At 63.4% G+C, this 18023-nt stretch carries 16 protein-coding genes and 1 riboswitch; of the genes, 5 read left to right on the top strand and 11 right to left on the bottom strand.

Annotated elements, in window-relative coordinates; translation table 11 throughout:
* The first annotated feature begins 1 nt into the window (after position 1).
* Positions 2–796 (top strand): hypothetical protein, encoded by a 795-nt coding sequence (locus tag AAG821_RS10485; RefSeq protein ID WP_341911270.1) that lies wholly within the window; start codon positions 2–4, stop codon positions 794–796.
* On the opposite strand, the gene AAG821_RS10480 is transcribed toward AAG821_RS10485, so the two are convergent.
* Positions 793–1539: an SDR family oxidoreductase gene (locus tag AAG821_RS10480; protein ID WP_341911272.1), complete on the bottom strand. Its 747-nt coding sequence runs from the start codon at positions 1537–1539 to the stop codon at positions 793–795. The genes AAG821_RS10485 and AAG821_RS10480 overlap by 4 nt on opposite strands.
* Before the next feature lie 106 nt (positions 1540–1645).
* Between AAG821_RS10480 and AAG821_RS10475 the strand changes: the two genes are divergently transcribed.
* Positions 1646–2560, top strand: a complete 915-nt coding sequence (locus AAG821_RS10475) for a LysR family transcriptional regulator (protein ID WP_341911274.1) — start codon at positions 1646–1648, stop codon at positions 2558–2560.
* Positions 2561–2651: 91 nt separating this feature from the next.
* Entirely contained in the window at positions 2652–3806 is a 1155-nt protein-coding gene (locus tag AAG821_RS10470) for an aminotransferase (protein ID WP_341911276.1), read from the top strand.
* 58 nt (positions 3807–3864) lie between these two features.
* Here the strand turns inward: AAG821_RS10470 and AAG821_RS10465 are convergent, their stop codons facing one another.
* The 5 genes from AAG821_RS10465 to AAG821_RS10445 form a co-directional block, all read right to left on the bottom strand.
* Positions 3865–4377, bottom strand: a complete 513-nt coding sequence (locus AAG821_RS10465; protein ID WP_341911278.1) for a 6,7-dimethyl-8-ribityllumazine synthase — start codon at positions 4375–4377, stop codon at positions 3865–3867.
* A 95-nt stretch (positions 4378–4472) separates the two neighbouring features.
* A riboswitch (FMN riboswitch) is annotated at positions 4473–4639 on the bottom strand.
* A 125-nt stretch (positions 4640–4764) separates the two neighbouring features.
* Positions 4765–5877: an NADH:flavin oxidoreductase/NADH oxidase gene (locus AAG821_RS10460; protein ID WP_341911280.1), complete on the bottom strand. Its 1113-nt coding sequence runs from the start codon at positions 5875–5877 to the stop codon at positions 4765–4767.
* Between the two features lie 99 nt (positions 5878–5976).
* On the bottom strand, positions 5977–6603 hold the full coding sequence (locus AAG821_RS10455) for a TIGR02466 family protein (RefSeq protein WP_341911283.1): 627 nt from the start codon (positions 6601–6603) through the stop codon (positions 5977–5979).
* Positions 6603–8042 (bottom strand): glutamine synthetase family protein, encoded by a 1440-nt coding sequence (locus AAG821_RS10450; RefSeq protein ID WP_341911284.1) that lies wholly within the window; start codon positions 8040–8042, stop codon positions 6603–6605. Before AAG821_RS10450 ends, AAG821_RS10455 begins: the two co-directional genes overlap by 1 nt.
* 31 nt (positions 8043–8073) lie before the next feature.
* A complete protein-coding gene (locus AAG821_RS10445; RefSeq protein ID WP_341911285.1) occupies positions 8074–9405 on the bottom strand; it encodes an aromatic ring-hydroxylating dioxygenase subunit alpha in 1332 nt (443 codons plus the stop codon).
* 114 nt (positions 9406–9519) lie between these two features.
* Here AAG821_RS10445 and AAG821_RS10440 point away from each other — a divergent pair, with 114 nt between their 5' ends.
* Positions 9520–10305, top strand: coding sequence for an IclR family transcriptional regulator C-terminal domain-containing protein (locus AAG821_RS10440; protein ID WP_341911287.1), 786 nt, complete (start codon positions 9520–9522; stop codon positions 10303–10305).
* On the opposite strand, the gene AAG821_RS10435 is transcribed toward AAG821_RS10440, so the two are convergent.
* Both AAG821_RS10435 and AAG821_RS10430 read right to left on the bottom strand, forming a co-directional pair.
* Entirely contained in the window at positions 10302–10811 is a 510-nt protein-coding gene (locus tag AAG821_RS10435) for an aromatic-ring-hydroxylating dioxygenase subunit beta (protein WP_341911288.1), read from the bottom strand. The two genes, AAG821_RS10440 and AAG821_RS10435, sit on opposite strands and share 4 nt — an antisense overlap.
* Positions 10808–12085, bottom strand: a complete 1278-nt coding sequence (locus AAG821_RS10430) for an aromatic ring-hydroxylating dioxygenase subunit alpha (RefSeq protein ID WP_341911289.1) — start codon at positions 12083–12085, stop codon at positions 10808–10810. The genes AAG821_RS10435 and AAG821_RS10430 overlap by 4 nt, the downstream gene beginning before the upstream one ends.
* 154 nt (positions 12086–12239) lie before the next feature.
* Here AAG821_RS10430 and AAG821_RS10425 point away from each other — a divergent pair, with 154 nt between their 5' ends.
* A complete protein-coding gene (locus AAG821_RS10425; protein WP_341911291.1) occupies positions 12240–13916 on the top strand; it encodes a long-chain-fatty-acid--CoA ligase in 1677 nt (558 codons plus the stop codon).
* Between the two features lie 66 nt (positions 13917–13982).
* Here the strand turns inward: AAG821_RS10425 and AAG821_RS10420 are convergent, their stop codons facing one another.
* The 3 genes from AAG821_RS10420 to AAG821_RS10410 form a co-directional block, all read right to left on the bottom strand.
* Positions 13983–15611: an MFS transporter gene (locus AAG821_RS10420; protein WP_341911293.1), complete on the bottom strand. Its 1629-nt coding sequence runs from the start codon at positions 15609–15611 to the stop codon at positions 13983–13985.
* 173 nt (positions 15612–15784) lie between these two features.
* On the bottom strand, positions 15785–16492 hold the full coding sequence (locus tag AAG821_RS10415) for a response regulator transcription factor (protein WP_341911295.1): 708 nt from the start codon (positions 16490–16492) through the stop codon (positions 15785–15787).
* Entirely contained in the window at positions 16489–17994 is a 1506-nt protein-coding gene (locus AAG821_RS10410) for an ATP-binding protein (protein ID WP_341911297.1), read from the bottom strand. Before AAG821_RS10410 ends, AAG821_RS10415 begins: the two co-directional genes overlap by 4 nt.
* Positions 17995–18023: the final 29 nt, after the last annotated feature.

The following is an 18023-nucleotide window of genomic DNA, read 5'->3' as shown; positions in this document are numbered from 1 at the left end:
AATGGATCTCGCTTTGTTGGCCGTCGCCGCCCGCGGACTGGCCACCGCCGGTTTCGTCGGCGGCGTGGTGGCGCTGATGGAACGCGCCTCGCCCTTCATTGGCGGCATCGTACTGGCACTGCCCATCGTCACCGCGCCGGCCTATCTCTTCATTATCCTGCATCACGATGCCGGCTTCGTCGCCCAGGCCGCGCTGGGCAGCCTCGCCACCCTCGGCGCCGTGCTGCTGTTCCTGGTCAGCGTGATTGCGCTGGTTGGCCGCGTGGCGATGCCGCTGGCACTGCTGGGCGGCCTGATCGCCTGGTTCGCCACCGGGATGGTGATCCGCAGCCTGCCGCCGATGCTGGCGATCTCGTTCGGCATTCTCGCTGCCTGTGGCTTCATTGCCTGGCTGGCCGGCCGTCATGTGCCGATGAGTGCGCCGGCCGCACGCGGCCGCTCGCCATGGTTCGAGATTGCCCTGCGCGGCACCGCCGCCGGGCTGCTGGTGGCTGCGGTCAGCGGTCTGGCGCATCTGCTCGGGCCGACGGTGGCCGGTATTTTCGCCTCCTTCCCGGTGGCGCTGCTCACTGTCTGCTGGTTCCTGCCGCAGCGGCTGGAAGCAGGCGGCATTCGTGCGGCCCTGCGCGCCACCGAGATCGGCCTGCTCAGCCATGTCCCGTTTTTCGGCGGCCTAGCCGTGCTCGGGCCACGCATCGGCCCGCTACCGGCCTTCGCCATCGGCCTCGCCTGTTCGCTTGGCATCGCGGTGACGCTGGCGCTACTGCGCCGGCGCCACCTGCGCAAAATCCCCTAGACCGCGCCACCATTGGCGCGCAGCAGCTGGCCATTGATCCAGCCGCCGGCCGGACTGGCGAGAAACGCCACCACGTGGGCGATGTCGTCAGTCTGGCCCAGCCGCTCCAGCGGCGGGATTTTCGCCAGCTGCGCAACGCGCTCCGCACTCTTGCCGGCAAAGAACAGTTCGGTCGCCACCGGGCCCGGCGCCACCGTGTTCACCGTGATCTGGCGGCCGCGCAGTTCATGGGCCAGAAAACGCGACAGGGTTTCGACGGCGGCCTTGCTGGCGGCATAGACGCCGTAGCCCGGCAGGTTCATCGCCAGCACGCTGGACGACAGCGCGACAATGCGGCCGCCATTGCGCAGCCGCCGGGCCGCCAATTGCATCAGGTTGAACACGCCTTTCACGTTGATGGCGAAGATGCGGTCGAAATCGGCTTCGGCCGTGTCGGCGATTTTCGGCAGGCGCGCATCCAGCACGCCGGCATTGGCGACTAGCACATCGACGCCGCCGAAAGCCTGTTCGGCCGCATCGAACAGCGCCGTCATCGCCACAGCATCAGCCACATCGCCCTGCACGGCGATTGCCCGGCCGCCGGCATCAGCGATCTGCAGCACCAGCGTCTCGGCCTCGACCTTACGGCTGGCATAGTTGATCACCACAGCATGGCCACTGGCGGCCAGCGCCTGGCTGATGGCGGCGCCGATGCCGCGCGATCCGCCGGTGACGATCGCGACCTTTTGGGAGGGGGTAGTCATGGGAGGGCTCCTGCTTGGGTTGGGATGCCCTGCCTATGCCCTTTTGTGTAAATGGAATAAATAACCTATTATTGCCATTATTATTCAATTTATATAAACAATAGCCATGGACCGCTTTCAGGCCATGCGGCTGTTCACCCGGATTGTCGAGCTTGGCAGCTTCACCGCTGCCGCCGACGACCAGCAGCTGCCGCGCGCCACCGTCACCCATGCGATCAAGCAGCTGGAAGCCCGGCTGAAGGCCCGGCTGCTGGAGCGCACCACCCGCAGCGTGCGCACCACGCTGGATGGCGAGGCCTATTACCAGCGCTGCACCCGGCTGCTGGCCGACCTGGATGAGACCGAAGCGGTGTTCAGCCAGTCGGCCACCAGCCCGCGCGGGGTGCTGCGCGCGCATCTGCAGGGCACGATCGCGCGGCATTTCATCATTCCGGCCCTGCCGGATTTCTTTGCCCGCTATCCCGAGATCCGGCTGGAACTCGGCTTCGGCGACCGCCCGGTCGACCTGATCCGCGAAGGCATGGATTGCGGCCTGCGCAGCGGGCCATTGCCGGATTCCAGCATGGTGGCGCGGCGCATGACCGACCTGGTTCAGGTGACGGTGGCCAGTGCCGACTATCTCGCCCGCCACGGCACCCCGCAGCATCCGGACGAGCTGCACACCGGCCATCGCGCGGTGAACTACATCTCGCTGGCCAGCGGGCGGCATGAATCGCTGGATTTCACAATCGACGGCGAGAACCGCGTCTACATGCTGCCCAGCGCCGTGGCGGTGAACGATGCCGATGCCTATGCCGCCGCCTGCCGCGCCGGGCTGGGCATCGTGCAGGTGCCGCGCTATCACGTGCTCGACGACATCCGGGCCGGCCGGCTGGTCGAAATCCTCGGTCCCTGGCGGCTGGCGCCGATGCCGGTGCAGGCGGTGTATCCGGCCCATCGCCAGCTGTCGCCGCGCCTGCGCGTGTTTGTCGATTTCCTGGCCGGGGTGTTCCGCCAGGCGGATACGGAAGGCCGGCTTTAACGGTCCAGGGCTGTTGCGCCTGCGGCCGCCGTGCTACATCAGCGGCCGCATTTTCCGCAGCTATTTACGCTCTTTCGCTGGATTATCTGTGATGAACCCGATCTTCGCCGACGCGCCCACCACCATCTTCGAGACCATGTCGCGGCTCGCCGGCCAGCATGATGCGATCAATCTGGGCCAGGGCTTCCCCGACGATCCCGGCCCGGAAGACGTGCGCGCCAAGGCGGCGCAGGCCGTGCTGTCGGGCTGGAACCAGTATCCGCCGATGATGGGCCTGCCAGAACTGCGTCAGGCGGTGGCCGAACATTACAAGCGCTTTCACAATCTCAGCCTCGACTGGCAGAACGAGGTGATGATCACCTCGGGTGCCACCGAGGCGCTGGCCGACAGCCTGCTGGCGCTGATCGAGCCGGGCGATGAGGTCGTGCTGTTCCAGCCGATGTATGATGCCTATCTGCCGCTGGTGAAGCGCGCCGGCGGCGTGCCGAAATTCGTCACCCTGCGCCCGCCGCACTGGCGCATCGATGAAGCCGCGCTGCAGGCTGCCTTCTCGCCGAAGACCAAGGCCGTGATCTTCAACAACCCGCTCAACCCCACCGCCAGCGTGTTTCCGCGCGAGGATCTCGAGCTGCTCGGCCGCTACCTGGTGAAGTACAACGCCATCGCGATCTGCGACGAGGTGTGGGAGCATGTGCTGTTCGATGGTCAGCAGCATCAGCCGCTGATCGGCCTGCCGGACCTGCGCGAGCGCTGCATCAAGATCGGCTCAGCCGGCAAGATCTTCTCGCTGACCGGCTGGAAGGTGGGATTTGTCTGCGCCGCCCCGGCGATCATGAAGGTGCTGGCCAAGGCACACCAGTATGTCACCTTCACCACGCCGCCGAACCTGCAGGCCGCGGTGGCCTATGGCCTGGAAAAGAGCGACGACTATTTCGCCGGCATGCGCCAGGACCTGCAGACCGCGCGCGACCGCTTTGCCAAGGGCCTGACCGAAGCCGGCCTCACTGTGCTGCCGAGCCAGGCGACCTATTTCCTCAATGTCGATCTTTCCACCATCGCCAACGATATCGACGATGCCGCCTTCTGCCTGAAGCTGGTGGAGCAGGCGAAAGTGGCGGCGATCCCGGTCAGCGCATTCTACAGCGAGGACCAGGTGCGCAGCGTGGTGCGCTTCTGCTTCGCCAAGACCACCGACAAGCTGGACGGCGCGGTGGACCGCATCGCGAAGTTCATAAAACGGGGCTAAAGCTCCATATCTCATAGAGTGTCATGGCCGGGCAGCCCCGGCCATGACACTTCAGACACTATGCCGCCGCCTTCTGCAGCGCGCCAATATTGCGCAGCGTCGCGGCACAGGCCACCGCCACCTCACGGCCCTTGACCTTGAAATGGTCGCGGAAGAAGGCGCGATGCTCGTCATGCTCATGGAAATGATGCGGCGTCAGCACGCAGCTGAGCACCGGCACTTCGGTTTCCAGCTGCACCTGCATCAGGCCATCGATCACCGCCGCCGATACGAAATCATGGCGATAGATGCCGCCATTGACCACGAAGCCGGCGGCGACGATGGCATGATAGCGGCCGCTCTTCGCCAGCAGCTTGGCCTGCAGCGGGATTTCGAACACGCCGGGCAGTTCGAAGCGATCGATGCTGCCCTGCCGCAGGCCGGCCTTGGCCATTTCGGGCAGGAAGGCCTCCCAGGCCTCATCGACAATGTCGCGATGCCAGCAGGCCTGGATGAAGGCAACGCGTCTGGCATCCTTGCCTGTCGTATCAAGACGGATTTCGGGAAAACTCGGTTCTAGGCGCTGATTCATGGTGGCGTCCTTTCCTGCCATCAGAATCAGGGCGCACGGTACCGGCGACACGCCATGGGCATACGACAGGCGTCGCATGCCACGGCATGGTCCTTCACCGCTCTCTTCCATCCGGACTGTAACCGTCGGCTTCGGCATTTCACCGAATCTGCTGGACCCTGCCGGCCGCATGAAAGCCGGGAGGCGCTCGCGGGCTCGCGTCGGAAGATCGTTCCGACCGCATACCGCCGGTGGGGACTTTCACCCCGCCCTGAGAACGTGACCGCCGGACCATCCGGCGGCCTGGAGTCATGGATAGGACGAAGTTGCCCTCCCGGCAAGCGCGGGAATGTGCCGATACAAGATTGCTGTGACGGCCCTTACGTCAGCGGCCGTTCAGCGCCCTGTTCAGCGCACAGCCTTGAGCACGATCTCGCGCGGCGTATCGACGCCACGGGCCCGGCCGCGCAGGTATTGCGGGGCGACATGTACCTCGCCATGCAGCGCATCGGCCGCCCGCCAGGCCCAGTAGGGATCGTTGAGCAGGCCGCGGGCCATCGCCACCAGATCGGCCTTGCCCTCTTTGACAATCGCCTCGGCCTGCTGTGGCTCGGTGATCAGGCCAACCGTCATGGTGACGATGCCGGTGGCTTTTTTCACCGCGGCGGCGAAATGCACCTGATAGCCGGGGCCGGTGGCGATCTTCTGCTTCGGCGACACGCCGCCGGAGCTGACATCGACGAAATCGGCACCAAGCTCCTTCAGGCGCGCAGCAAAGGCGATGGCATCATCGATCTCCAGCCCTTCGCCCGCCACCCAGTCGCTGCCGGTGATGCGCATGCCAAGCGGCTTGTGCTTCGGCCAGACCGCGCGCACCGCCTCGAATACCTCAAGCGGGAAGCGCATGCGGTTTTCCGCATTGCCGCCGTAGCGGTCGGTTCGCTTGTTGGAGATCGGCGAGATGAACTGGTGGAACAGATAGCCATGGGCACCATGCAGCTCGATCAGGTCGACGCCGGCGCGGTCGGCGCGCCCTGCCGCCGAAACAAAGTCGCGCTTGACCGCATCGAGCCCCTCGTCATCCAGCTCCTGCGGGATATGCCAGCCGGCATCATGCGGAATGGCGCTCGGCGCCACGGTGAGCCAGGCCTGCGGGCCCTGCAGCGAATGGCCGCCGCGCCAGGGCAGATCGGCCGAGGCCTTGCGGCCGGCATGGGCGAGCTGGATGGCAAACGGTGTCGGGCCAAACTGCTTCACATCGGCGGCAATCGCGCCGAATGCAGCCTCCTGCACGGCATTATACAGGCCCAGACAGCCCGGGGTGATACGCCCCCCGGCATTCACATGGGTGGCTTCCGCCATGATGAGCCCGAGACCCGCAGTCGCATAGCGGCCGAGATGGATGCGATGCCAGTTGTTCGGCACGCCGTCGATGGCGCTGTACTGGCACATCGGCGACAGCACGATGCGGTTGGGCAGCGTAACGGACCGGAGCTGCAGCGGTTCGAACAGAGCGGACATGAGCGGGAATCTTCGGGCTGGTTTCGGTGCCGCATCAGGATGGCGCGGGTGTGGCCAAGGTCAAGCCTTGGTCCGCATTGGTGCAGATTGGTTCGCGATTTATTGGCGCGCGGTCCAGCCGTAATTGAAGCTGATCGAAATCCGCTCCTGCACTGTGAAACTGGGCGGCACCTCATGACGCAGCCAGCTTTCGAACAGCACAACCTGCCCGGCTTTCGGCTTCACGCTGAAATGGAGGCGTTCGCGCGGTGCGAGATCGGCGCGCCGGGGCGGCGCGGCCATCAGCCGATCCAGCCGCGGATCCTCGAACTTGATCGCCGCCGCCCCGCGCGGCACCTGCACGTAATAGGTACCGCTGATGAAACTGAGCGGATGCAGATGCAGGTTATGCGTCACCGCGCCGGCCATCATGTTGACCCAGCAGTCGGTCATCGACAGCTTGCGCCCGCGCAGGTCGTAACCCAGCGCCAGCGCATAGGCCTTCACCTGCGGATCGAGCGCCTTTTCCAGCGCCGCAAAGGTCGTGGAAATGCGATGCATCTGGTCATGGCTGCCATAGGAGGTATAGCCGCCCGGATAGTGCTTGGCGCTCCAGCGCTGGCCGGTGGTGTCGGCCAGACGGAGGGACTCGCAGACATCGATGAGATCGCGGTTGAAGCTGTCGAGCCCGCGCTTTTTCAGCGGCGCGACGTCGATGCGGGTGGGAAACAGGCTGAGCATCGGCATCAGAACAGCTCGAAATACTCGCGATGTTCCCAGTCACTGACTTCCAGCAGGAAACGCGCGATCTCGGCCTGCTTGATATGCAGAAAATAGTCGACAAAGGTGTCGCCGAAACCGGCGCGGTAGCAGGCGCTGTCTTTCAGCGCGGCGAGCGCGCCCTCCAGCGACCGCGGCAAGGCCGGAGCCGGCGTCTCGTAGGGCGTATCGGCAGACGGCGGCGGCTCTTTCGCGTTCGTCATGCCATCCAGACCAGCCAGCAGCTGCGAGCCCATATAGAGATAGGGATTGGCGGCCGGCTCGCCGAGCCGATTTTCGATGCGGCTGGCCGGATCGCCCTTGGCGCCGAGCACGCGACACATCACGCCGCGATTGTCCTTGCCCCAGATGGCACGGTCGGGCGCCAGCGAATATGGCCGATAGCGGCGATAGGCATTGATGGTGGGTGCGGCGAAAGCCGCCGAGGCCGGCGCATGCTCCAGCAGGCCGGCGAGGAAATGCCGGCCGAGCTGTGACAGCGGCTGGCCGTCTTCGGTCGGGATGAAGGCATTCTTCTGCGTCTTGCGATCAACCAGCGACTGATGCAGGTGCCAACCGGAAGAGAAGATGTTCGGCAGCTTGGGCCGGCACATGAAGGTGATGTGATAGCCATGCCGCCGCGCGATCTGCTTGGCGGCCGAGCGGAACAGCACCATGGTGTCGGCCGACTCCATATTGGTGCCGGGGCGGAAGGTGAATTCCGCCTGGCTGGGGCCGAATTCCACTTCCATCGAGCGCAACGGCAGGCCGAGTGCCTGGATATCCTTGCGCAGGATTTCATAGATCGCGTCATACTGGTCGTAGCGCAGTTCGGTGAGATAGTTGTAGCCCTGCGTCAGCAGGCTGACCTGCGGCGGATTGCCGGGCTGGCCGGCATCTTCCGGCTGCAGTTTCGGGTCTTCCAGCTTGAAGACATGGAACTCGACTTCCAGGCCGGCGACATAGTCGTAGCCTGTGTCATTCACTTTTTTCAGCGCATCACGATAGAGCTGGCGCGTCGAGAAGGGCACCGGGCGGCCATCGGCGAAATAGAGGTCGCAGAGCAGCCAGCCGGTATGCGGCGCCCAGGGCAGAACTTTAAATGTCGTCGGGTCGGCCACCATCAGCACGTCGGCGGCGCCCTGCATCTCGGGCAGACCGAAACCGCCGCCCTTGGTGAAGACCGGGAAGACCGTGCGATGCGAGGTGTCTTTCGCCAGCAGCGTCGTCGTGAAGCCGACGCCGCTGCGCATGGCGCTGCCGAGTTCCTCGGCCACCACGGTCTTGCCGCGCAGGATGCCGTGCTGGTCGGCAAATGAGAAACGGATCACACCGAGGCCACGCTCGGCGACCTCCTTCTCCACGGCTTTGGCAGCCTTGTGCTGCTCCGGCGTCCACAGGCCGTGCTGGTCGACGAAACGCTCCACGAAAATCCCCCGCAGAAAAACTGTCTGGTGTTTATTCAGCCGCGAGGACTGCTGGAGCCTGCCACGGCGCAGCCGCGCGTTTACGCGCATCGGCCTCGCGCCAGTATGCCCGCCATGTGGCGGTGGGGGCAATGCCGTCGATGGTGACCGGGCCGCGGATCGCCTTGGCGGCATTGGCGTCCAGCACCATCAGCGGCGGCTCGTTGCCGGTTTCCGCCTGGTCGATTGCCTTCATCAGCATGGAACGGTAGTTGATGATCGCCTTGTCGGTGCTGCCCAGATGCTCGCGGGTGCGGTCCTGGATCGGCCCCTGGCTTTCCACCGCCCACTGGTCATGCACGTTGATGTCGCTGCCCATGCCGGTATAGGTCTGGGTCTTCTGCTCCAGCGCATTGAAGCCGTAGTCGTTCGACTTGTTCAGGCGCGGGATGTAATCCGGCAGCGTATAGAGCTGCAGGCGCTGTTCACGCATCTGCTGCTTGTCGACCGGGCCGGCGAAGCTGGTGAAGATGGCAAACCAGTAGCAGTTCACATCATCCACCGGCATATGCCACTGGGTGATGGTCATTTCGGCCGATAGCGGAATGTTGAAGGCCTGCGGGAACAGCAGGTTTGTCACGCGCACATGCGTGTTCTTATCGTTAATCTCGCGCAGCGCGATCAGCCGCATGCCGTAATCAGTGCGCTCGACCTCGATGTTGGGCCGCTCGAATTCGCGCAGCACGCGGGTCATCGGCATGTCTGAATCGGCCGAATTGGCGCGGAATTGCCGGCCGTAATTGGCGTTGGGGTCTTCGTCTTCGAAGAAGCGATGCAGGAAAGAGGCATGCGCCGGGTCGATGCCAACCTCCAGCGCCTGCAGCCAGTTACAGGCCATATGGCCCTTGAAGGCAAAGACATGGGAGTCTGGCGCCACGAAACAGTCGAGCTCGGGAAATGCTGGCGGCTCGCCCTCGCCGAGATAGGCAAACAGGATGCCGCTGCGCAGTTGCACCGGATAGCTTTTCTGCTTGATGCGCTGGCACAGCTTGCTGCCTTCGGGCTCCGCCGGCATCTGCAGGCAGTTGCCCTTCACATCGAACAGCCAGCCATGGAAGGGGCAGCGCAGGCCGCCATCTTCGGGCCGGCCAAAGGCCAGATCGGCGCCGCGATGCGGGCAGTCGCGATCCAGCATGCCATAGCGGCCCTGCTCGTCGCGGAACAGCACGAAATCCTGGCCCATCAGCTTGAGCGGACGGACCGGACGCAGATCGTCGAGTTCCTCGATCAGCGCTACCGGCTGCCAGTAGCGGCGCAGCAGCTTGCCGGCCGGCTGGCCCGGGCCGACCCGGGTCATGCGCATATTCTGATCGTGCGTGGTCATGGCTGGTCCCTCGTCATTCCGCCTTGACGGACCCTCCCACAGGCCCGAGAATGTCCGACTAGCGAACATATGTGCGATTTTAACTCCATTCATCGAGCACGGCAACGAGAAACCATGACCCGCCTGCGTGATACCGATGCCGAAAAACGCGCCCAGAGCGGCCGCAGCCCGGATTTTCTCGAGGCGCTGGCGCGAGGCTTGAGCATCCTGACCGCCTTTGACGGCAGCCGTCCGCAGATGACGCTGAGCGATGTGTCGCGCGCGGTCGACCTGCCGCGCGCCACGGTGCGCCGCGCGCTCTATACGCTGGAGCAGCTCGGATACCTGGAGAGCGATGGCAAGCTGTTCCGCCTGACGCCGCAGGTGATGGGCTTGGCCGGCGCCTATCTCGGTTCTGCCGGCAATGCGGCGGCCCTGCAGGCCGCCTGCGACAAGCTCTGCCAGGAGACCGATGAGGCCTGTTCGGCCGCCGTGCTGGCCGGAGACTTCGCCGTCATGGTGGCGCATAGCTCGCCACCCCGGTTTCTCTCGACCGCGCCGGGTATCGGCTTCCGGGTGCCGGCCTTCTGCTCGGCGCTCGGCCGCGTGCTGCTGGCCGGCAATCCGGCTGCGATCGACAGGTTGCAGCCACAGGCGCTGACGCCCAAAACCGTCACGGACAAAAGCGAACTGGCCGCGATCATCGCCCGCGCAGCAAAAGACGGCTATGCGCTGTCGGACCAGGAGGCCGAACTGGGCTTCCGTTCGCTGGCCGTGCCGGTGCGCCGCTTTGACGGACGCGCGGTGGCGGCACTGAACATCGGCATCCGCATCGAACGCGCAACACCGAAGCAGATGCGTGAAACCTTCCTGCCGCTGCTGCTGGCGGCGGCTGGAGAACTGCAGAGCCGCGTGGTCTAGATCGGATAGATCAGCGAATTCAGGATCAGTTCGCTGTCGAAGACGCAGAGCCGTTCCTTCAGCTTCAGCCCGTCCGGCGTGCGCAGGAAAACATCCAGATAGCGCCCGACATTATAAACCTCGGAAACCGAGCCCGGCTTGGTGCGGAACACGGCATAGTTTGCCGTTGCCTTGATCTCCACGCCATTGTCGGTCAGCACCTGCGCCACACCGATCACATGGCGCTGGTAATAGGGCGCATGGAACAGCGTGTTGGTGATGCCATAGGCGCGATCCTTCAGCATGCCCTGGCTTTCCAATGCCATGGTGCAGAGAGGCAGACCGGCGTCGTGGTTCTCGCGCGGGATCACCTTGTAGAGACAGTCCTGGGTGAACAGATCGACCCAGGCGGCATAGTCGCCGCGATCCAGAATATCGCCGTAAGCCGCATTGAACTGGTCGACATGATACTGCGCCTCGAGGATGGCGAGGCCGACAGCGCCCTTGCGCGCGGTGGTGATGCTCATAGCTCCATCACCTTGCGCCAGTAGCCATACATGCCGCGGATCAGCGTCTCGGTGACCATGTGGTTGGTCGGGGCGATATCCTTGCCACCCAGCTCGCAGATGGTGGCGCCATCGGCACCCTTCTGGCGGAAGCCATCCTGTGAGAATTCGATCACCTCGCCATCATCGGCCGAGACGAAGCCGGCCGGGCCGAACAGGTTGGCCTGACGCAGACGGCGGCGCGTCATCTCTTCGTCGTCTTCCTCGAAGCCGAAATGGGTCCAGATGAAATCGAACGAGTCTGGTCCCGACGGCACGATATGACGCGTGGACAGCGAATTCACCTGCTGCTGGATGATCACACTGGGGAACAGGGTGATCATCGTCACCGTCGGCCCCTTCCACCAGTATTCCGGCACCACATCCAGCAGGCGCGTATCGTTCAGCGCCATGTCTTTCTTGAAGCTGGTGACGCCCTCGGTGACCGCCTTGGCCTCGCCACCGGCATTGCGTTGCGAGATCATCACCGCATGGCGGCCGTGTTCGTCCATCACCATGCGCGACTGCTGGTCGGCGCGCCACAGGCCGAAGGTGACGAACCAGGTGTGCAGCAGACCGGGGTGATAGGGATCCTTGATGTTTTCCATCATCAGCTTCCAGTTGCCTGGAATGCGCTGGCGATTGGTGCCAAGGATGGTGAGCTTGCGGCCGTCGAAAATGCGATTGACCCACGGCATCACATCCGGGCCGATATAGTCCTCGAAATTCGCCGCGTCGTGATCGAAGGTGGCAAACACCAGCCCGTTATAGGTCGCGACCTTCAGCTTGGTCAGGCCATGCTGCTTGAGGTCGAAATCGGCGGGCATGCCGCCCTGCACTTCGCCATCGTCCTTTTTCACACCCTGCCGGAACGGCAGACCGGCGAGGTCGCCGTTCAGCTTGTAGGTCCACTGGTGATAGGGGCAGACGAAGCTGCGCGCGGTGCCGCGCGGCTTCTGGCAGAAACGCACGCCACGATGGGCACAGCGGTTTTCCACCACATGCAGGCTTTGGTCACGGTCGCGCACGACGATGACCTGGCGCTCGCCGACATACGACAGCTTGTAATCGCCGGGCTTGGGCAGCTCGGCTTCCAGCGCGACATAGCACCAATGGCCATTGCCGTGGAAAAACCGCTCGATCTCGCGGCGATACACCGCCGGATCGGTATAGGCCCAGAAGGGAATCCGGCTGGACCCGGCGTCATCCCAATGGGGCAGCGCGTCCGCAGTGAGCGCAGTGGGGGCAAAGTTCATATCCGAATCCTCCCGACACGGATTTATTTGCATTTGCAAATATTATCCGCCTGTTCTGGCTCGCCGTCAACTGAAGTCCGCACCCCTTCCCTAAGGTCACAATTGAATCCCGGGACGAAAGGCCGGAGCATGCCCGCATAAACGGAGGAAACCGATGTTCGACCGGCATTACGCGGTCTGGCCCAAGGGCGTGCCCAAGCATCTGACGCTGCCGGTCACCAGCCTGTATGAGAATCTGGAGCTTTCCGCCCGCCGCTACCCGGCCAAGCCGGCGATCCTCTATTACGGCACGGCGCTGACCTATGCGCAGCTGAAAGACCATGTCGACCGGCTGGCCGGATATCTGGAGCAGGTCTGCGGCGTGCGGCGCACCGACCGCGTGCTGCTCTATATGCAGAATAGCCCGCAGTATGTGATCGCCTATTACGCCATCCAGCGGCTGACCGCCGTGGTGGTGCCGGTCAACCCGATGAGCAAGGTGGAAGAACTGCGCCATATCGCACGCGACACCGGCGCGCGCACGGTGATCTGCGGACAGGAGATTTTCGCCGCGGCGCAACCGCTGCTCGGCAGTGAACTGAAGCATGCGGTGGTGGGCGCCTATAGCGACTATGTCACCCAGCAGACCGACATCCAGCAGCCCGATGTGGTGATGGCACCGCGCCTGCCGGTGGAGACACCAGCCATCGCCTGGATGGATGTGCTTGCGCGCAGCCTGCAAGCCGGGCCGCATCACGCCACCCATGACGACTGGTGTGTGCTGCCCTATTCCTCGGGCACCACCGGCGCGCCGAAAGGCTGCCTGCACAGCATCCGCGGCGTCACCGCCACCCTGTTCGGTTCGATCGCCTGGAATCCGGCGACGCCGGAATCGGTGCAACTGGTGACCCTGCCGCTGTTCCATGTCACCGGCATGCAGAATTCGATGAACGCGCCGCTGTTCAATGGCGCCACGCTGGTGGTGATGACGCGCTGGGACCGCAAGGTGGCGGCCGACCTGATCCGGCGCCATCGCGTGACGCATTGGCGCAATATCACCACCATGTGCATCGACTTCCTCTCCGATCCGGAGTCCGGCAGCTGGGATCTGTCCTCGCTGATCGGCATCGGCGGCGGTGGCGCCCCGATGCCCAAGGCGGTGGCCGCCAAGCTGAAGGATTTCACCGGGCTGGATTACATCGAAGGCTATGGCCTGTCGGAGACCATTGCCGCCACCCATATCAATCCGGTGACCAGCCCGAAGCCGCAATGCCTGGGGATTCCGGTATTCGATGTCGATTCCCGCATCATCAACCCCGATACACTGGACGAACTGGGCCCCAACGAGACCGGCGAGATCGTCATCGCCGGGCCACAGATTTTCCTCGGCTACTGGAACCGGCCCGACGAAACCGCGCAGGTGTTTTTCGAGCGCGACGGCAAACGGTTCTTCCGCACCGGTGATCTGGGTTATTACGACGAGGAAGGCTATTTCTTCCTGGTCGACCGGCTCAAGCGCATGATCAATGCTTCCGGCTACAAGGTCTGGCCCAGCGAGATCGAGGCGATGATGTATGCGCATCCGCAGATTCGCGAGGTCTGCATCATCGCCACCGCCGATGCCCATCGCGGCGAAACGGTGAAGGCGGTGATCATCCCCAGGGATGACACGACCGAGTTGACGGCAGACTCCGTGCAGGCCTGGTGCCGCGAACGCATGGCCGCCTACAAGGTGCCACGCGTGATCGAATTCGCCGAAGCCCTGCCGAAATCGGCCACCGGAAAAATCCTGTGGCGCGTGCTGCAGGACCAGGAACGGGCTGCGGCAGCCAAACCCGACGCTGCCGACTGATCGCCGGCCGCATAAAAGAAAAGGGCCGCATCGCTGCGGCCCTTTCCGTATCCGGCACAATCCGGATTAGTTGTGCAGGTCGGCGTTCTTGTTGTCCCGCAGCAGCAGAGCACCGATGACCACCGTGATCACCGCCACAACGATCGGATACCACAGACCGTTGTAGATATTGCCGCTGCTGGCGACCATCGCCGTGGCCACCAGAGGCAGCATGCCGCCGAACCAGCCGTTGCCGATATGATACGGCAGCGACATCGAGGTGTAGCGGATCTTGGTCGGGAACAGCTCGACGAGGAAAGCCGCAATCGGGCCGTAGACCATGGTGACATAGATGAGCATGACGAAGAGGATCGCGAGCGTCATCGTCCAATTGATCTTCGCCGGGTCGGCCGACTTCGGATAACCGCCTGAGGCCAAGGCTGCATCGACCTGCGCCGCCACCTTGTTGGCAACCCAGTTATCGATCGGAATGGCCTTGTCACCAATCTTGATGATACCCGGAGTACCGGAAGCACCATCGACCGCCTTGAACGACAGACCAAGCTTAGTCATGTAGTCCTTGGCACGGTCGCAATCGGTGAACTTCGACCACGGACCCACGAAGATGTGGAAGTTGCACTGGTCCGCTGGCGCAGTGACCACGATCTCGGTCTTCGCCTGGAAGGCTTCCAGGTCCGGATTGACATAATGGGTCAATGCCGAGAAGAGCGGGAAGTAGGTCACGGCGGCGATCAGACAACCCGCCAGAATGATCTTCAGACGGCCGATGCGGTCAGACAGCCAGCCGAAGAAGATGAAGAACGGCGTACCCATCAGAAGCGATATCGCGATCAGTGTGTAAGCCGTCAGGTAATCGACCTTCAGCGTGATGGTGAGGAAGAACAGGGCATAGAACTGCCCGGTGTACCAGACCACGCCCTGACCCGCGACAGCGCCGATCAGTGCCAGCAACACGAACTTGTTGTTCGGATACTTGAAGAAGCTGTCGCGGATTGGATGGTCCGATCCCTTGCCCTCTTCCTTCATACGCTTGAAGACCGGCGATTCATTCAGCTTCATGCGGATGTAGACCGAGAAGGCGAGCAGGACCAGGGAGACCAGGAACGGGATGCGCCAGCCCCAGTCAGCGAAGGTCTTGGCGTCGATGGTGACGCGGCAGAAGCCGATCACCGCCAGCGACATGAAGAAACCGAGCGTCGCAGTGGTCTGGATCCAGGCCGTGGAATAGCCACGACCGTTCTTCGGCGCATGCTCCGCCACATAGGTGGCCGCACCGCCATATTCACCGCCGAGCGCCAGGCCCTGCAGTAGACGCAGAACCACCAGCAGGAACGGCGCCGCCCAGCCGATCGCCGAGAAAGTCGGCAACAGGCCGACGGCGAAAGTGGAGCCGCCCATCACAAGGATGGTGACAAGGAAGGTGTATTTGCGGCCGACGAGGTCGCCGATATGGCCAAAGAAGATGGCGCCGAAGGGGCGCACCAGGAAGCCGGCGGCATAGGTGGCAAAGGCCGACAGCAGCGCTGCGGTCTCGTTGCCCGGCGGGAAGAACAGCGAGGCAAAGAACGGTGCCAGCGTGGCGTACAGATAAAAATCGTACCATTCGAAGACGGTACCGAGCGAAGACGCGAAGATGACCTTGCGCTCTTCAGACTTTGAGACGAGCCGCGCGTCGTCGGCGTAGGTGGCAGTCATGCCTGTTTCCTTCCCATTGAATTGCGGCTGCGATCGCATGCAGTCCGATCTGGGAAGCATAAGTTATCGAGCACATACCAAGGCTTATACCAAGGTCAAAAACATCCCCCGACATTGGTGGAGGCGAAATATGCGCGATGGATACAGGACGTTTACACGATGATACTTTTTGTTTACGCGAGGGCTTCGAGTTGATCCTGCATGCGCAAGCGATAGCCAATGCCAAGTTCCGTGACGATGTAGCGCGGCTGGGTGGGATCGCGTTCGATTTTCTGGCGTAACTTGCGCATAAAGATGCGCAGATAGTGCGCATCTTCGGCATGATCGCTCCCCCAGATCTCGTTGAGCATCTGCCCGTGTGTCACCACCTTTCCGGCGTGACGGGCCAGATGCTGCAGCACCGCATATTCCTTCGGCGACAGACGGACTTCGGTGCCATCCCGCATAACCTGCCTGCGGGCCATGTCTATGCTGAGGTCGCCGACACTGAAGACCGGCTGAACCGCCACTTCCGGAATGCGGCGCAGCAGTGCATTGACGCGGGCTACGAATTCGGCAACGCCGAAGGGCTTGGTGATATAGTCATCGGCGCCCATCTCGAAGGCCTTCACCTTCTCGAGTTCACGGTCGCGCACCGACAGGATCAGCACCGGCATCCAGGACCATTCGCGGATACGCTTCAGCACATCCAGGCCATCCATGTCGCCAAGCTGAAGGTCGAGAACCATCAAATCCGGCGCTTTTGTGGGCGCCAGGCGCAATGCCTCGGTGCCTGATTCGGCCTCGATCACGTCATAGCCGTGGACCGCCAGACCCGTGCGCAGGAACCGGCGAATCTGCTTCTCGTCGTCAACCACAAGAATGGTCCGGGCGTTGCTCATGCCGCGACTCCATGTTTCCCACTGCCAGGCTCATCGCCGCCATCAGCCGTGCTTTCTGCCAGAGGCAGCTTGATCCGCATAGTGGTACCCTGACCCAGGCCCGCGCTTTCGGCGACGATACTCCCGCCGCAGGCTTCAATGAAGGCCCGGCTGATGGTCAGTCCAAGTCCACTGCCGCCGGGCTCGCCGGCCCGATCGGTGGCGCGGTAGAAATGATCGAAGACCTGCCGGCTCTGCTCGGCAGTCATGCCCCGCCCGTTGTCGCGAATAAAAAGCTCGACATGGTGGGCTGCGTGGAAGGCACCAACCAGGATGATGGTGCCCGGCGCGGCATACTTTGCCGCATTCTCCAGAATATTGACCAGCGCCTGCTGCAACAGAATGGCATCGCTGAATACCAGGGGCAAAGACGGCGCCAGTTCGACCTGGCTTTCATGGCCCGCCAGCAGCGGACGGCAGCGGCGTAGCGCGGCCTCCACGACATCGACAAGATCTACCGGTTCCAGCACCGGATGCAGGCGCCCGGCACGAATCCGGGTCAGATCGAACAACCGGCCGAGGAAATGCTCCAGGCGCTCGGCCTCCTCGCGGATGGCCGCCGCCAGTTCCTGCCGTTCCGCCTCGCTGCACAGGGTACCATAGCCTTCCAGGGTGGAGGCGGACCCGAGGATCGCAGCCAGCGGGGTGCGCAGGTCATGCGATATCGAACTGAGGATCGCATCGCGCAGCTGGTCGGCCTTGGCATCAATGCGGGCGATTTCGCTCCGTTCGGCCAAGCGCATCCGCTCCAGTGCTGTGGCAATCAACTCCAGCAGTGCAGCCATGAACACCGGTTCCACGACAGCACTGGCTTCATGCAGAGCCAGAATGCCGACCGGCTGTTCGCCATGACGGATCGCATGCATCTGCCAGGCACTGCCTGCCCCATCCGGGGGCGCCATCGCCGGCCTGCTCGACCATAGGCCGGCGGCAACGGACAGATCCGTCCCGACGAAGCTTGCGCCACCAGCCAGCGCGGCCACCTGCGGCGCGCCGTCGCTTCCCGTCAGCAGGATGGCACAGGGCCGGCCTGTAACACGCATCACCTGCCCGGCGATGGCCTGGGGAATCTGTGCGGTCTCCGCCACGGCAGCGAGATGGCGACCGACTTCATAAAGCTGGTGCAGGCGTGTCTCACGCTGCTTGAGCTTGCGGGCCGAGCGCCGCGCCCAATCCGCCAGGGGCCCGACAACCGCTGCAACGCCGGTGAAGATTGCCAGATCGACCATCTGCACGGAGCTGTGAACGGCGAGCGAGAAAATCGGCGGATAGAAGAAAAAAGCCGCGATGGCCATGGTGCAGGCCACCGCATAGAGCGCCGGAAACAGACCGAAGGCGAGTGCGGAGAACAGCACGACCGGCACGAAAAACAGCGATATCGCCACCACTGCCGTCAAACTGGTGACGACATGGGCTGCCAGCCCGGCGCCGATAAGCGCCAGGCTGGTCAACAGATATGGCATGATATGCCGCATGGTCACGCGCCGGGTCT

The sequence above is a fragment of the Ferrovibrio terrae genome (genome assembly GCF_943372915.1).
Taxonomy (GTDB): Bacteria; Pseudomonadota; Alphaproteobacteria; order Ferrovibrionales; family Ferrovibrionaceae; genus Ferrovibrio; species Ferrovibrio terrae_A.
This window is presented reverse-complemented; position numbering and strand designations above follow the sequence as displayed.

Coding starts and splice junctions, on each gene's coding strand:
- AAG821_RS10480 (WP_341911272.1), bottom strand. CDS start 1,539: ATGACTACCCCCTCCCAAAAGGTCGCGATCGTCACCGGCGGATCGCGC.
- AAG821_RS10435 (WP_341911288.1), bottom strand. CDS start 10,811: ATGAGCATCACCACCGCGCGCAAGGGCGCTGTCGGCCTCGCCATCCTC.
- AAG821_RS10420 (WP_341911293.1), bottom strand. CDS start 15,611: ATGACTGCCACCTACGCCGACGACGCGCGGCTCGTCTCAAAGTCTGAA.
- AAG821_RS10465 (WP_341911278.1), bottom strand. CDS start 4,377: ATGAATCAGCGCCTAGAACCGAGTTTTCCCGAAATCCGTCTTGATACG.
- AAG821_RS10410 (WP_341911297.1), bottom strand. CDS start 17,994: ATGCCATATCTGTTGACCAGCCTGGCGCTTATCGGCGCCGGGCTGGCA.
- AAG821_RS10430 (WP_341911289.1), bottom strand. CDS start 12,085: ATGAACTTTGCCCCCACTGCGCTCACTGCGGACGCGCTGCCCCATTGG.
- AAG821_RS10455 (WP_341911283.1), bottom strand. CDS start 6,603: ATGCCGATGCTCAGCCTGTTTCCCACCCGCATCGACGTCGCGCCGCTG.
- AAG821_RS10475 (WP_341911274.1), top strand. CDS start 1,646: ATGGACCGCTTTCAGGCCATGCGGCTGTTCACCCGGATTGTCGAGCTT.
- AAG821_RS10460 (WP_341911280.1), bottom strand. CDS start 5,877: ATGTCCGCTCTGTTCGAACCGCTGCAGCTCCGGTCCGTTACGCTGCCC.
- AAG821_RS10425 (WP_341911291.1), top strand. CDS start 12,240: ATGTTCGACCGGCATTACGCGGTCTGGCCCAAGGGCGTGCCCAAGCAT.
- AAG821_RS10470 (WP_341911276.1), top strand. CDS start 2,652: ATGAACCCGATCTTCGCCGACGCGCCCACCACCATCTTCGAGACCATG.
- AAG821_RS10440 (WP_341911287.1), top strand. CDS start 9,520: ATGACCCGCCTGCGTGATACCGATGCCGAAAAACGCGCCCAGAGCGGC.
- AAG821_RS10415 (WP_341911295.1), bottom strand. CDS start 16,492: ATGAGCAACGCCCGGACCATTCTTGTGGTTGACGACGAGAAGCAGATT.
- AAG821_RS10445 (WP_341911285.1), bottom strand. CDS start 9,405: ATGACCACGCACGATCAGAATATGCGCATGACCCGGGTCGGCCCGGGC.
- AAG821_RS10485 (WP_341911270.1), top strand. CDS start 2: ATGGATCTCGCTTTGTTGGCCGTCGCCGCCCGCGGACTGGCCACCGCC.